The sequence below is a fragment of the Bacillus sp. MD-5 genome (genome assembly GCF_002201875.1).
GTDB lineage: Bacteria > Bacillota > Bacilli > Bacillales > Bacillaceae > Bacillus > Bacillus stercoris.
The window spans coordinates 306,222-320,828 of sequence record NZ_CP021911.1 but is presented as its reverse complement, the minus strand read 5'-3'; the positions used below and the strand labels follow the sequence as shown (position 1 = coordinate 320,828).

Here is a 14,607-nt window from a genome sequence, read left to right as displayed (position 1 = left end):
TTATGATAGAAGAAAAAATCGGAGTTTTGATGATGTCAGTATTTATTTTGTTTTATTTGTGGATTGTTCCTATTGTCATCGGCATTATATGTTCTGTCGCTGCCTATAAATCCAAAGGGAAAATGAGAATAGCGCCCGGCATGGCCATGATCATGTTCAGTATCATTTCCTTGATCACCGCGTTTACAGCCGGACACACGAATTTTCACGTGTTTATCGGCGGCATGTTTTTATTCGGCACCTTCTTGGTCGGTTCTGCTTTTCCTTTCTTTTTCGGGCTGAAGAAAAAAGAGAAATAACCCTATACTGAGAAGAGCTCTGTAAGATTTGATAAGAATAAACAAATGAAACATACAAGGACAAATGCGCTGGTCTTTTTGCTTTGAAAGAAGGTGCATTTGTCCTTTTGCCCGTTCTGAGCATGGCGAAAATCGTGATATGACGCATAGATCATTCCTGCAGATCCTAATGCATACAACAATAATTTTATAAACTCAAACATGTAATCCTCCTCATACCAATATAATACAAGGATAACCTGAAATACATTTGTTTCCAACACAAAAAAAGAGGCCTCTAAAAGGGCCTCTTTTTTAGAATAACCGTTTCAAACTTTTCTTCAGTGACGGCATTTCGATTTTTTGGTTTTCGAAGAAGTTTTTCAGCATGTACTTGCTGAAGCCTTTTGCCTGCCCGTAGGTGATTTTGCCAGGCAGCGGCGGTTCGTTCCCAATCATGACATCCACAACGACCGGTTGGTCAGAGTGCAGCGCCTCATGGAAAGCCGGCGCAAGCTCTTCCGCTTTGGTCACTTTGATGCCTTTTGCTCCGCAGCTTTCTGCAAATGCGGCATAGTCGACATTTTGAAGCTGTGTGACATAATCGATATTGCCTTTAACCTGCTGCTCATACTCGATCATGCCGAGATTTTCGTTGTTTAAAATGACGACAGTGATCGGGAGCTTATATTTGACGGCTGTCGGAAGATCCTGCATGACCATGGAAAATCCTCCGTCACCGCAAACAGCGATCGCCTGGCGTTCCGGTTCTGACAAGCTTGCTGCGATCGCTCCCGGCAGGCCGCATCCCATTGTCGCAAGCCAGCTTGAAACGATGAAATCCTGGTTCGCGTTCATTTTGAAATGACGCGCCATCCAAACTGTCACAGTGCCGACATCTACAGAGAGCACCGCATCCTCAGCAGCCGCTTCCTGGAGACGTGCCACGACCTGCTGGGGTTTAAGCGGTGTTGTTGCCTCTGTCTCATCTTTTTCAATTTCGTTCCACCAATGCTGCATATGTTCTGTGCAGGCATTCAGGAATCTTCTGTCTTCCTTGCGTTCAATATACTCTGTCAATTCGCGCAGGCCGAGAGCCGAATCGCAGACAAGGCCCGCTGTCACCGGATAGCGTTTTCCGATTTTTGCCGGGTCTGAATCGAGCTGGATGGCCGGTGTATCATCTGGCAAATAATCGCGGTACGGGAATGACGTTCCGAGCATGATTAATAAATCACATTCCTCCATTGCCTCGTAAGCCGGCTTTGTGCCAATTTGCCCGAGGTTGCCGAGAAAATGCGGGTGCTTATCGGGAACGACGCCTTTTGCCGGTAGTGTGACTACGATCGGAGCCGCGGCTTTGTCCGCAAATTCTAAGAGCTCCCGTTTCGCCTTTTTCATTCCCTGCCCCGCCAAGATAATCGGCTTCTTAGCATTATTAATATATTGCGCGCAGGTGACGAGCTGTTCTTTTTTCGGTTCAAGGTTCCCTTCAATATACACTGGTGAAGTATACACGGGCTCGCGTTTGATTTTCTCCGCAAACAGATCATCTGACACACTCAATACCGCAACGCCTTTTTTGCTGTAGGCGGTGCGGATCGCCTGATTCAAGAGATCCGGCAGTGTTTCCGCGCTATGTACCTCTCTGTTGAACACAGCCACGTCCTCAAACATTTGCTCCAGCTTGATCTCCTGGAAATAATCCCGTCCGACTTCACCTGATGAAACCTGTCCTGCAATGGCCAGCACAGGGGCGCCGTCCGCTTTTGCATCATATAAACCATTTAATAAGTGCACCGCTCCCGGCCCTGCGATCGACAGACAGACTCCGATCTTGCCGGTGAGTTTTGCTTCAGCCGCGGCTGCCAGTGCCGCCACCTCTTCATGGCGGGTTTGAACGAACTTCAGTTGATTTCTTTCGTGTCTTAATTCCTCAATAAACTCATTTATACTATCCCCGGGGATGCCGTAAACATGATCAACTCCCCATTGTTCAAGCAGCTCTGTCATTGCTTGTCCTGCAGTTTTGTGTGCCATAACGTATCCTCCTTTTTCCTTTTTTCAATACCACAGGAGAAAGGCTTTAAAACCCGGAGACCTGAATCACTTGCCAAGTCTTCTTTTCAACAGATCGATCGCCGCAAGCATGCCGACGTCCTTGAGGGTGATGGTTGCATCTAAGGCGCCATTCACGTAATCTTTGATTTGCCGTTTTCGGTTCGGCACCATAAAAAGCGGCAAACGCCGCGGAGAAAACCACTTTAATCGTGCTGTCTCTGTGCCGTCCGCTATTGCTTGTCCGCCTGTTATGCTTCCGAAAAACACATGCTGTTCATCTAGAAACTTTGGCCTTTGATAGACACCTATTTTCGCGGAAAGCGCTGTATTGTATCCCGTCTCTTCCAATACCTCACGTACCGCCGCTGCCTCAGCCGATTCCCCGGAATCAATCCTGCCGCCCGGCAGATCCCATAAAGGAACATCTTTTCGTTTGACCAATAGAATCTGCTGATTTTCGTTCAGTACGATTACAAAAGCACCTTGTGTATACACCGCCATTCCTCTCTTTCCCGCAAAAAAGACCAAGGTGATTCCCTTGGTCCTAGACTTTACTTTTTAAAATGATACGGCAGTGTGGCAACCATTATGTCCTTTTTCCAAAACAGCCGAACTCTGAGGAGGAAGGCCGATTGATTGTGAAGGATGGTGTGCCAGCGTTTTTTCGTTATAAATTGCGGAAATAGCACCATGACAGAAAACTGCTCCTTCTTCGCTTTTGCCTCAACTGTTTCTAAAAATTTATCAAACGGATGAACAAGGCTTCTGTACGAGGAGTGAAGGGTAACGAGACGCACTCCATTATTGAGCTCTTCCCAGCGTTTTTCGACTTTCTTTTCCTGTTCTCTGTCAAATGACACGTGAACGGCGATCACCTGATCGGACAGTGATTTCGCATAGTGAATCGATTTTTGCACGACGGTGGTAACACCTGCTACAGGCACAATCACAACGGTGCCTTTGATTTCTTCCGGCTCTTTGTCTACGATGCGAAGCTGTTCACCAACCGCTGTGTAGTGATTTTTAATCGCAAAAAACAGCAAAACGACGATAGGCATAAAGATTAACACAGGCCATACGACATTAAACTTTGTCACAAAAAGGATAGATAGAACCATAAACGAAATCAGAGCGCCGCAGGAGTTGATCAGCATTTTTCCGATCCAGCCTTTTGGTTTTTGCTTGATCCATTTTATGCACATGCCGGTTTGTGAAAGCGTAAATGGAATAAATACGCCCACAGCATATAACGGGATTAAGTGCTCCGTCTGTCCTCCGAATAAGATAATGAGAATAATGGAGGCAAAGCCTAAAAAGATAATCCCATTTGAGAAGCCTAAGCGGTCACCCCGAACTGTAAACATTCGCGGCATATACTGGTCTCTCGCCAGGTTGAAGGCAAGCTGCGGGAAGGCTGAAAATCCCGTATTTGCCGCAAGGACCAAAATAAGCGATGTGACACCTTGGATGACATAGTAGAACACATTCCGCCCGAAGGTTTCGGACGCAATTTGTGAAACCACTGTTTCATCGGGCTTCGGCGCCGTTCCATATCCGTATGCGAGCACCGTGATGCCGGAAAACAGAATCGCCAGCAAAATCCCCATCATCGCAAGCGTTCTTGCCGCGTTTCGTGCAGGCGGGTTTTTGAAAGCGGGAATGGCGTTAGAAATGGCCTCAACTCCGGTCAACGCTGAGCATCCGGAGGAAAAAGCCTTAAGCAGCAAAAACAGCGTAATGCCGGCTACAGGTGTGCCAAGCGGTGTATGATGAACTGGCTGGTCTATTTGTCCTGTCATGAGCTTGAACAACCCGACGGCAATGAGAACCAATAGCGCCACCACAAACAGATAAACCGGGTAGGCAAGAATGGATGCCGATTCCGAAAGCCCGCGCAGGTTCAAAATCATAATCACTAACACGAGAAAAATAGCGATCGGCACATGATAATCATGCAATGCAGGAAAGGCCGACGTGATGGCGTCCGTTCCTGCGGAAATACTTACCGCTACCGTTAAAATATAATCGACAAGCAATGAACCGCCCGCGATCAATCCCGGCTTTTCGCCGAGGTTTTCTTTCGAAACAACATAGGCCCCGCCGCCCTGCGGATAAGCGTAAATAATTTGCCTGTATGAAAGAATCAGTGCGAGCAGTAATATGAGAACGCCGACCGCAATCGGAATGGAGTACCAAAATGCGGCAGCACTGATTGTTGCTAAAATGATTAGAATTTGCTCTGTCCCATAAGCGACAGATGACAGCGCATCTGAGGAAAGCATTGCCAAGGCTTTTAATTTCGTCAGTTTTTGCTCTCCCGCTGCTTGAGATTTTAGTGGTTTCCCAATCAAAAAACGTTTGATTGAATGATACATCGATGTCTTCCCCTTTTAATTTCTCATTTTTCAATTAAAACAATAAAACATCAGTGTCTTGCTCTCACATTTTGCAATAGTCCTTTCTGCTATGATGTCTCTGTATGCGATTTACATTCCTAAAAATGAACGGCAAAAAACACAGAGGCAAACGGATGCCCCTGTGCCATAACATCGAACACAGGTTTCATTCATCTCCTCTCACGAACGCTTACGAGGTTAGCTGACGGATTCGGGCATATGAGAGTTAGCCCTACCTAAAAAGGATTCACCCCAACGGCAAAAAGCCATTCTAATGGGTCCCCCGCTCTGATTTCAGATTAAGCGATTTGTTTTCTAAAAGAGATCATACTCCCGTTCCCACACGTTGTAAAGAGGCTTATTGGCCGGGCGGAAAAAATAAAATGATAGGTTCCACAAATGGAATTTACATACCAAAAATAAAAAAAAACAGAGGCTAGATTGCCTCTGTTTTTATTCTGTATCTGTCTTTCTTTTTCTTCGTCTTACGGCAACCCAAATGAACACTGCCGCAATCACCATAATAAGTGCCAGCACACCAATATACATCCATTTCTGGCTATGATCCTGTGTTGGTTGTTCTGCGTCTGAGCTGATTGTCTCCGATTTGAGCTGCTGGTGGTTTGTAAACACCTGCTGGCTATTTGTTTCATTAAGGACGGTTGCCGAATCATCGTTGCTGTTCAGATAATTGATGATCTCTTTCGTGACAGCCGTGCCTTCTCCTTTTGCCGGTGCAAATACAGCCATTGTATAGTGTGAATCCCAAGGCGATGCTTGGGTAAATACCACTTGTTTTGTCGTCTCATTCAGCATCTCGAAACCAGATACATCAAACGAGCCATTTTTTGCCTGCGGCACAAGCAGGTCTGATGATTTCTCCTTCAGAAGAGAAAATTGATTGATCCCTCCTATAAAAATGAGGTTTCGGCCTTTCGCATCGTTTGCTGTAACGTCAGATGATTTCTTTACCGTATATGAATGCTGTGCTTCGCTGCCAAAGGATTCCGTTATGAGAGAAAGCTCCTCAAGCTTCGATTGGCTTACGGTGTCAGGAAGCACGATTACCGTTGTTTGAACCTGATTTCCGGCGTAAGGAAGCGGCCACTCTTGAAAATCCGCTGACGGGGACATCCCTTTGATGGTGTATGATAATGTACTGCTTTTATCAATAAAGACCCACTTTTCTTCATCAGTGGTGTTGCAAGGGTTGTTTTCCTTTAACCCGGTTGTGACGAACTGAATATCAATGTAGCGGTTTTTTTGCAGCAGCTTTGGGTCCACTTTTACCGTAACATGATAGAATCCGTTTTTATCTTCTTTTCCTAAGTCATCAAGCCGGACCGAGTGCGGCTGGCCGTTGATCATCACTTTCAGCTCTGAAGCCTGAGAAGCCGATTCATTTTCGTCCGTTGAGGCTTGAATCGTTTCAGACTTTTTCAGTTTAAGCGACAGCTTCGCTGATTGGTTTTCATCCAAAACCGCCGAAGCCGGATAAAAATAATGTGCTGAAGATGTTTTGTCGGCTCCAATTGTGATATCGCCCGCTCCAAAATTCTCGAGGGTCAGCTTATCGCTTTCTTTTTTTTCTGTCTGCTTAAGCTTGCTGATTGAAAGTGTATCGCCGCTGAGCTGGCCTGTGTATGTCTGATCTGTCATCACGCTGATTTTTTTAGCGAGTACGTCCTCGGATGCAGCTTGCGCAAACAGAACCGGCTGCTGCTTGCCCTCTGCTTTCAGCACCCGCTCAGCAAGCAGAAGTTCTTCTCCTTTTGCCTGTAAGCCGGCTTGTTTCATCAGTTTTTTCACTTTGCCGTTCCAATGCTTGTCCACTCCGATAACAATCGTCGGCTTATCGATTTTTTTCAGCTCAGATTCTGTGACATACGCAATCCTGACACTGCTGTCCACCGTTTTCAAATAGCCTTCTGTTTTAACCGCAGCTTCAATTTCCGCCGAACTTGGGTCATCCGGAATGACGATGGCGGTTTCTTCGGTTGTGTTTCCAGATTGGGCGAATGGGTACGGATAATGGTCCAGCGACGTTCCTTTCGCTTCACCGCTGTCAGCAAGTGTCAGCCGGCTGTCCGGATAAATTTTGATCCAGTTGCCAGACGTATCCTGTCTGACACACACGCCCTCTTTCATTACGCCGTAAAATTTCAGCGATACGTTGTGATAACCTTGCGCTGACTGGTTTTTATTCAGATTCAGCTTCACTGTTTTCCGTTTGGAATCACCATCAAGCTTTAACGTCTTGACCGGTTCATCATCAATGACAGCCGTTAACGATGATGGAGAAATTAAAAGATTTGATGCCTCGTATTCGATTACCAATTGCTGATTGCCCGAAGAGGCGCCTGCCGGGATCTGATACGTCAGCTCTGCGCTGTCTTTTGATCCATACAGTGTAATCAGCTCGCTTGTCAGCACCTGCTGTTTGGCTTGTTCTCGGTTGCTTTTCCCGAGGAGCGAACCGCTGACCTGTACGTCTTTGGCAAGAGCCGTTTGTCCAGTCATCGCCAGCAGCATGAAGCTTGTGAGAAAAATCATTATTTGTTTCAAAAAGGTCACCCGCTTTTATGTTGGTTGTATCGTTCTGTCTTGTACCATTTGACCTCCTGCTTGAATAAACGGTGCTTGATTTCTACGAATAAAGAGTAGATAACAAGCACAATCCATGCCTGCGAGTATGTGAAGTACATGAGAAACACGATAAAAAAGTTTTGCCTGTTCATTTCTGTTTTTTCAATGCTCAACGTAATCATGACCTCTGTCATAAATAAGAAAAATGCCAAAATCCAGAGAATCATTGCCAAAAATCCAACAGACAAATGCAAATCATAAAACAAATTCACTACAAAAATCGCATTTGACATGATCACGCCAAAGAAAAACAGGAAGTACGTAAAGAAAAAATAAAACAAATCAAAGATAATCCGTTTTCGTTTCAGCTTAAAAAACTGCGCCAAAAATTTGAGCACGACATATTGATTACCGCGCGCCCATCGGGTGCGCTGGCGCCACCATACCTTCCAGGTTTCCGGCTCCTGCTCCCACGTGATGGCCGCAGGGAAAAAGCGAATGTGATAGCCGAGATTATATACCCGGATGGTCAGCTCAGTATCCTCAGCGAGCGCTTTGTCATCCCAGCCTCCGAGCTTTTCGATAATGCTTCTACGGATCGCGAAGTTGGTGCCTGGGATCGTGGCGATTTTGAACCACTTCCATCTGCCTCCCTGGGCCATCCACTGAAAACAGATCGTTTCGATATTGATAAACCTCGTCAGCAGCGTCTTTGCCGCATTGATGACGCGGAATTTCCCTACCACGGCGCCTGCCTTTTCGTCATTCATCAGGCCGAGCACGAGATAATACACGGCCATTTTCTCAGGCGTATTGTCGGCGTCATACACACAGATCACATCGCCATTCGATTCGGCAAAACCCGAGTTGAGTGCAGAGGATTTTCCTTTACCTGCGTTCGGCGGCTTCGTAATCACCATTTTGATGAAATCGTATTTCTCGGAAAATTCATTGACGATATCACCCGTCCGGTCTGACGAATTGTCATTCACGACGATAATCTCCAGACGGTCCTTCGGATAATAAAGGTTGGCCATCGCCTTCAGCGTCTGCCGAATCACAACCTCTTCGTTATGCGCCGGGATGAGGACGCTGACCTTTGGCAGCTCCTTCATGTTTTCTCTCCACTTCGGGATATTCCGTTCGAAGGTCATATAGTGGCGGAACCCGCCCTGCATGAGGAACATGTGGTAGAGAAGCATCACCCATATTAAACTTAGCGAGATAAAGAACAGCGTATTACCCAAGGCTTCTTCTCTCCTTAAAAATTCGTTTTTTCAATGTGGCTCTCAAGTAAAACGTATAACTGACAAACATGATGACAAATAAGAGCACGACAGCGGAGAGAATCCATAATGCCTTTTCCAGAGGGGTTTGCCGATGATGATCGAAAAACTCGTCTATGGCGCTTACGCCGTTTTTCACCTGAATCGTTCCATCACCGCTTGTATGAATTTCCACTTTGTCTGTTTTGACGGTTTGTTGCGTTTTCTTTAAATCGAGCCATTCACTGTCTGGAATGCGTTCCATCTGATCAACCAGCTCCGGCAGATATTTCATCCCAAGGTACGGGTGATAAAATCCACCGGCTACTCCGCCTTCAAAATCAATCATCTGAGAGATATGCTCCTCCATCTCGCCGAGCGGGTTTTGCTTTGATGTATCAACAAAGCCGATCGTCTCCGGATAAAGCGTCATTCCATGCAGCATCGAGGGAGCGGTCACGAACGGAGGTGCACCGGAGGTTTTCCACGTTGTGTCGCTGAGCTGAACCTGGCCAAAAATGCTTGAAAAATACTGTGAAGCGATTTGATAGCCGTATTCGGACATCGTGTAATGCGGCGCTTCAAACGCCAGCGGGTAAAGACCCGATGATGTCAAATCCTCAATGGCCCGCGTCAGTTTTTGCTTTGTATACGTTTCTTCCTTTTCCCGAAATGGTTCGAGATAGCTGCGGTAGGCTTGTTCGTTCGGGAAGTCCTGTGCCTTCTCCAAAATGGACGGGGGGTCTTCGGCATTTCCGGATGTAATCGGCTGATCCGCCTTTGCATCCCAAAATTCAAAGCCCTCTCCTGTTTCACTGTAGCGATAAGCGTGAGTATAGCCGTGAACAATGATACTGCCACCCATGCTTTGCAGCTTTTTCAGCACCTTGACCATCTTCGGTTGATCAGACAAATACACTTTGTCGCCTGTTTCCGGATTCAAGTAAACCGGAATGACCGCCAGGATAAAAGGAATATGCCGCTTATGCAGATATGTACCGGCTTGTAGCAGCAATTTTTCATCAGACATCGGGCTGATATCCTCGAGACGCAAATACAATAACGTCGTCCCCGCCTTCTCTCCGAAGGCTTCTCTGAGCTGTTTCGCCACGATCAAATTGTCATTTAACAAATTCGTTAATCCAATGTACACATTCCCTTTTTTTGTTTTCCATATAAAAGAATGTGTTTTGCCGTCGTCGGCTTTGAAGGTGTAAAGCGCCGTTCCTTTCAGGCCTGATACGCTCAGCACATTAAGCCCGCTTTCCAGAGACACATCGGCCTTTTCTGGCCTGCTGTGAACCTGAAACACATTTTCTTTGCGGGCTAATGAAAGCCCGGAAAATTGGCTGATTTGTCCTGCGTTATAGCCAATGGCGACAACCGGTTTTTTTACGCCGCTGATAAGAGACAGCAATTTTTTGCTGAGCTTTCTTTTCGATTGGCCGTAATACATCACATGATCTTTTCCTTTGAAATCCGACGCTTCAACATCTGAATCTCTTTTGACTGTTACATGGGATGTAAAGTGTCCCGCAAGCAAATCGAGCATTTTGACTTGAGACGACTCTTTGCCGTCCAAGGTTGAATAGATGATGAGAATGCCGGCATCCCGCTCCTTCGCTTGCGCAGAAACGGGAAAAGACACAATCGCTGAAAACAGAAGCAGCATGATGCAGAGCAGTGTGATTCCTTTATAGTTCATTCATCATCATCTCGTTTTCCAGTTCTTCTAAAAATTGATCAGCTGTTTTGATATCTTTCCGGTAGGGCAAATAGCAAACGTGGAACATAAGCGAGACGTACTTTCCATTTTCCAGCTGATATGTATCCAATTGTTTCTTCAGCTTGGTCAGAACGGCTGGCATATGTTCAGCAGGCGTGTGCGTCAGCACGATCCCGATACGCTCGTCAGAGGGGCGGAATTTCTTATCCGTTTCCCGAACACTCGTCCTGATTTGCTGACCGACATATTGGAAGAGGCGATCCGTTTCTTTTTCACCGTACAAGGATTTAAACTCTTTGAAATAATGCATATGGAGCAGCAAAAACACAAAAGAATTGCCGTAGCGCTCAGCCCGCTTCATTTCTTCTGAAAGTTCCAGCTGCATCCTTTGCTTGTTATCAAACCCAGTCACTCTGTCAACAGCAACAAAACTTTTGATTTCGGATTGAAGCCGTGTGATTGAGCGCCGAAGCTCTGCTGTGATATCGTGGATTCTTCCGGAAATAAAAGAAAACAGCAAAAGCGCGATTCCCCACACGACAAGCATTCGCAGCCCTTCCTCAGCTGGAAAGAGCGATGCCTGTCCAGTCTGGAAAAACATCATTAAGGTGCCGAGAACAAAAAGTACGATTAAGGTCACCGCCAGCGCGTAAATTGGGCCGAACCAGATGCCTGCGGCGATGACGACAAACGTGATGCAAAGGATCAGAGCGCCTTCCGATTGCTGGGCTGACACATAATAAATAAACAGAGACAGGGCCGCGATGAGCCCTGAAAAATAAGCAAATAATTTTTGTGATTCATTGAATGATATTTTCATTAAAAAGCTTCCTTTCGGCTAACAGCGGCAGCAGATTGTCAAATGAATGCGTCTGAGTGCCGCTCATATAGCCTCCATAATACGACTTCACAGGATCATGAATTTCAAAGTCATTCATTCTGTCATATATGGCTTTGATGACAGAGCTGTTTTCATGCTGTTTTGTCAAAAACAATACGGCTAATGCATATACGGATGGCGATTCATATTGCACGGCAGGCTCCTTCGTATCTGCCGAATATCGCCCGTACAGCTTTCCGTTTGTCTGAAATTCCTGCTTGATCCAGTCCGCTAAAACAGATGCTTTTTCATCCCCTTCCGGCAAATGCAAAGCAGTGTAAAGCTGATCAATCAGGTTGATTTCACTGTCATATGTGTATTCCTTCGTCACCGAGCTGTATGTCTTCGGCAAAAAGCCATTTTTTAAAGGAGCTGAATAGAGAACATTGGCATTCCGCTGTTCTGTTTCTTCGTCTATGATTCCATTCTTCTTTAAAATAGCTAAGGCATCAGGCATGACGTATGAAAGCGTCACATCCTTTGAAGCGGCCTGTGAGTCGTAAAAGTCTGTGAATAAACCGTTGTTCATATTGTATGTCTTCAAAGCCGTGCCGATATCCTTAGCCGTTTGCGCGTAGTCGCTGCGGCCCCATTTTGCGGCGGCTTGGTCAAGAGACAGCATAATTCTCATATCATCTATCAGCGCATTCGTCCCGCTCGCTTGGCCATTTTGAATCTTCCACGTCACCAAGTGATTGCTCATCAGAAATGAATCAGTCAGATGCTGATATTGATCCTGGAAATGCGGTGCGTCATTTTTGCTGAGCAGAAACTCCATCCACAGGCCGAGAGATTCTGATAAATACGAAGGCTGGTCTGAAAAATCGGTTTTGATCAGCCCTTGATCATTCATTAGATTATGATAGATGAAATATTCCGCTGGCTGCAGCGGGCTGGTGTTCACTTCTGCCGCCGACTGATTTTGGGCCTTATTTCCAGCTTCAGCACACCCTGCGGAAAGTCCGATAGATAAAAAGAATAAGATGACAGCAATTAGTGCATGCCTCACAGGCAAATCCCCCTTTGTCGCCTGAAGCGAATCAGACGCTCACAAATAGTTATAGAAGAAAATATGACTGCCATGTTACAAAGTACATTTACTATAAAAGAAAAAAATGCAGATTGCTAGCTTTTTTTTTCCTTTTTGAACATTAAAAAAACGGGTCCTAAGTCCAATAGAAAAACCTGTGCGATAGGCACAGGTTTTTTATTATTTATCCAAACCGAGTTTTTTCAGCTGTTCTGCCAGCGCATTGTTAATCGGCTCATCTTTATTTTGTTTTTTCAAATAAGAGGACACGTCCCGTTTGGAAGCACGTGCTTTGTCTTTGTTTTTTCGTTTTTCAAATACAGAGAGCTTCTCGCGGTGGCCGCACACACACGCAAAGGTCTGGCCCTCACCTTGGCCGCGAAGCTCCATTCTTTTATGGCAGTTCGGGCAGCGCGCGTTTGTTTTTCGGGCAATCGTTTTTCTGCTTCCGCATTCACGGTCTTGGCACACGAGCATCGTCCCGCGTTTGCCGTTTACTTTCAGCATCATTTTGCCGCATTCCGGACATGCCGTTCCCGTGATGTTGTCGTGTCGGAAGGTTTGGCTGCTGTTTTTGATGTCTTTTACCGTTTGGTGAGCGTAAGCCTTCATGTCTTTAATAAAGACAGCCGATTTCAATTTGCCGGCCGCGATCGCAGACAGCTTTTGCTCCCATTCTGCCGTTAAGGCCGGTGATTTCAGATCCTCCGGAACAAGCTGCAGGAGTTGTTTTCCTTTAGAAGTGATAAAGATATCCTGGCCTTTTTTCTCAATTAAAAAGCTGTTGAACAGTTTTTCAATGATATCGGCACGCGTTGCCACCGTGCCGAGGCCGCCTGTTTCTCCAAGCGTTTTGACGAGGCCTTTTTCTTCTCCCTGCATAAACGCGCTTGGGTTTTCCATCGCTGACAACAGGGTCCCTTCGTTAAAGCGGGCGGGCGGCTTCGTTTGGCCGCTTGTTTCCGTTAACGTGCGGACGGCAAGTGTGTCGCCTTTTTGAAGCGCAGGAAGTGTCTGATCTCTGTCATCGTCCTGCTCATCATCCTCATCCGCCATATCATAAACAGCTTTCCATCCTTGCGACTGTACGGTTTTGCCTTTTGCCGTAAAGGTTTCTCCGCCGATTTCTGCGATGACCTTTGTTTCTTCATATTCGAATGCAGGCATTAATACTGCAAGGAAACGTTTCGCAATCAGGTCATACAGCTTTCGTTCCTTATCACTCAGACTGCTGAGAATGAGCGGCTCTTCGGTCGGGATAATCGCGTGGTGGTCTGACACCTTCGCGTCATTGACGTAGCCCTTATGGGATTTGATGCCGCGTTTTTTAATTTGGCTGACATATTGGGCGTACGGTTTTACTTCCATGCCTTCCAGGCGGTCTTTTAACGTCGGGACGATGTCACTGGATAAAAATCTAGAGTCCGTCCGCGGATATGTGACGAGCTTATGCTGCTCATACAGCTTCTGCAGCACAGAAAGCGTTTCTTTAGCAGAAAAACCGAAGCGCTTGTGGGCGTCACGCTGCAGCTCCGTTAAATCATAAAGCGCAGGCGCAAAGCTTTTTTTCGCTGTTTTTTTCAGCTCAGCTATGACCGCTTGCTTTCCTTGAAGGTCTTTTAGCAAACGGCTTGTTACGTCTTGATTGAACGTTCTCGTCTGCTTTGATTTCTTATCCTGCCACGTCAGCGTCATGCCGTCGACTGCAGCACGGATGCCGTAATATGGAACTGGCGTAAACGCTTGAATGTCTGCCTCGCGCTTTGCAATCATGGCAAGCGTCGGGGTCTGCACACGACCGCATGAGAGCTGGGCATTGAATTTTGTTGTCAGCGCACGGGTCGCATTAATCCCCACAATCCAATCCGCTTCCGCTCTGGCGACAGCAGAATGGTACAGATTTTCGTATTCTTTGCCGCTGCGAAGCTTTTGAAATCCTTCCTTGATCGCTTTATCCGTTACAGAAGAAATCCACAGCCGCTTGATTGGCTTGCGGACATTCGCTTTCTCAATGATCCAGCGCGCAACAAGCTCTCCTTCCCGGCCTGCGTCAGTCGCGATGACAATCTGATTGACGTCTTTACGGGTAAGCTGCGATTTGACCGCATTGAACTGTTTTCCTGTTTTTTTAATCACCACAAGCTTTAATGGTTCTGGGATAATTGGCAGATCCTCCAGACGCCATGATTGAAATTCTTTTCCGTAGCCTTCCGGATCGGCAAGTGTCACCAAATGGCCTAAAGCCCAGGTCACAATATATTGATCACCTTCGAGATAACCGTTTCCTTTTTTATGGCACTTCAGCACCCGGGCTAAATCCCGGCCGACTGAAGGTTTTTCAGCTAATACAACTGTTTTTGACATGCTTAATCACTTCTCTTTCTT

Annotated in this window: 10 protein-coding genes and 1 riboswitch; of the genes, 1 reads left to right on the top strand and 9 read right to left on the bottom strand. The window is 46.3% G+C overall.

All coding sequences use genetic code 11. The features are described 5' to 3' along the window. Positions 1 to 32: 32 nt before the first annotated feature. The gene (locus CDO84_RS01455; RefSeq protein WP_040084133.1) at positions 33 to 299 is read left to right on the top strand and encodes a hypothetical protein; all 267 of its coding nucleotides are present in this window, start codon (positions 33 to 35) and stop codon (positions 297 to 299) included. Positions 300 to 593: 294 nt separating this feature from the next. On the opposite strand, the gene CDO84_RS01445 is transcribed toward CDO84_RS01455, so the two are convergent. From CDO84_RS01445 to CDO84_RS01405, 9 genes are all read right to left on the bottom strand, one after another. Beyond that, positions 594 to 2,318 (bottom strand): pyruvate oxidase, encoded by a 1,725-nt coding sequence (locus CDO84_RS01445; protein ID WP_040084136.1) that lies wholly within the window; start codon positions 2,316 to 2,318, stop codon positions 594 to 596. 66 nt (positions 2,319 to 2,384) lie between these two features. Further along, a complete protein-coding gene (locus tag CDO84_RS01440; RefSeq protein ID WP_040084387.1) occupies positions 2,385 to 2,834 on the bottom strand; it encodes an NUDIX hydrolase in 450 nt (149 codons plus the stop codon). A 56-nt stretch (positions 2,835 to 2,890) separates the two neighbouring features. Further along, complete coding sequence (gene kimA / locus CDO84_RS01435) at positions 2,891 to 4,714, bottom strand: potassium transporter KimA (RefSeq protein ID WP_014662824.1); 1,824 nt, start codon at positions 4,712 to 4,714, stop codon at positions 2,891 to 2,893. A 193-nt stretch (positions 4,715 to 4,907) separates the two neighbouring features. Continuing rightward, positions 4,908 to 5,051, bottom strand: a riboswitch (cyclic di-AMP (ydaO/yuaA leader). Between the two features lie 137 nt (positions 5,052 to 5,188). After that, the gene (locus CDO84_RS01430) at positions 5,189 to 7,300 is read right to left on the bottom strand and encodes a cellulose biosynthesis cyclic di-GMP-binding regulatory protein BcsB (RefSeq protein ID WP_040084137.1); all 2,112 of its coding nucleotides are present in this window, start codon (positions 7,298 to 7,300) and stop codon (positions 5,189 to 5,191) included. A 5-nt stretch (positions 7,301 to 7,305) separates the two neighbouring features. Beyond that, entirely contained in the window at positions 7,306 to 8,568 is a 1,263-nt protein-coding gene (locus CDO84_RS01425; RefSeq protein ID WP_040084138.1) for a glycosyltransferase family 2 protein, read from the bottom strand. Continuing rightward, positions 8,561 to 10,270: a DUF2334 domain-containing protein gene (locus CDO84_RS01420; RefSeq protein WP_082033074.1), complete on the bottom strand. Its 1,710-nt coding sequence runs from the start codon at positions 10,268 to 10,270 to the stop codon at positions 8,561 to 8,563. Before CDO84_RS01420 ends, CDO84_RS01425 begins: the two co-directional genes overlap by 8 nt. A gap of 10 nt (positions 10,271 to 10,280) precedes the next feature. Further along, the gene (epsK, locus tag CDO84_RS01415) at positions 10,281 to 11,132 is read right to left on the bottom strand and encodes a cyclic-di-GMP receptor EpsK (RefSeq protein WP_040084140.1); all 852 of its coding nucleotides are present in this window, start codon (positions 11,130 to 11,132) and stop codon (positions 10,281 to 10,283) included. After that, positions 11,113 to 12,201 carry a glycosyl hydrolase family 8 gene (locus tag CDO84_RS01410; RefSeq protein ID WP_040084141.1) on the bottom strand — a complete coding sequence of 363 codons (1,089 nt, stop codon included), beginning with the start codon at positions 12,199 to 12,201 and terminating at the stop codon, positions 11,113 to 11,115. Before CDO84_RS01410 ends, epsK begins: the two co-directional genes overlap by 20 nt. A gap of 201 nt (positions 12,202 to 12,402) precedes the next feature. Next, the gene (locus CDO84_RS01405; protein ID WP_040084142.1) at positions 12,403 to 14,586 is read right to left on the bottom strand and encodes a DNA topoisomerase III; all 2,184 of its coding nucleotides are present in this window, start codon (positions 14,584 to 14,586) and stop codon (positions 12,403 to 12,405) included. Positions 14,587 to 14,607 lie beyond the last annotated feature (21 nt).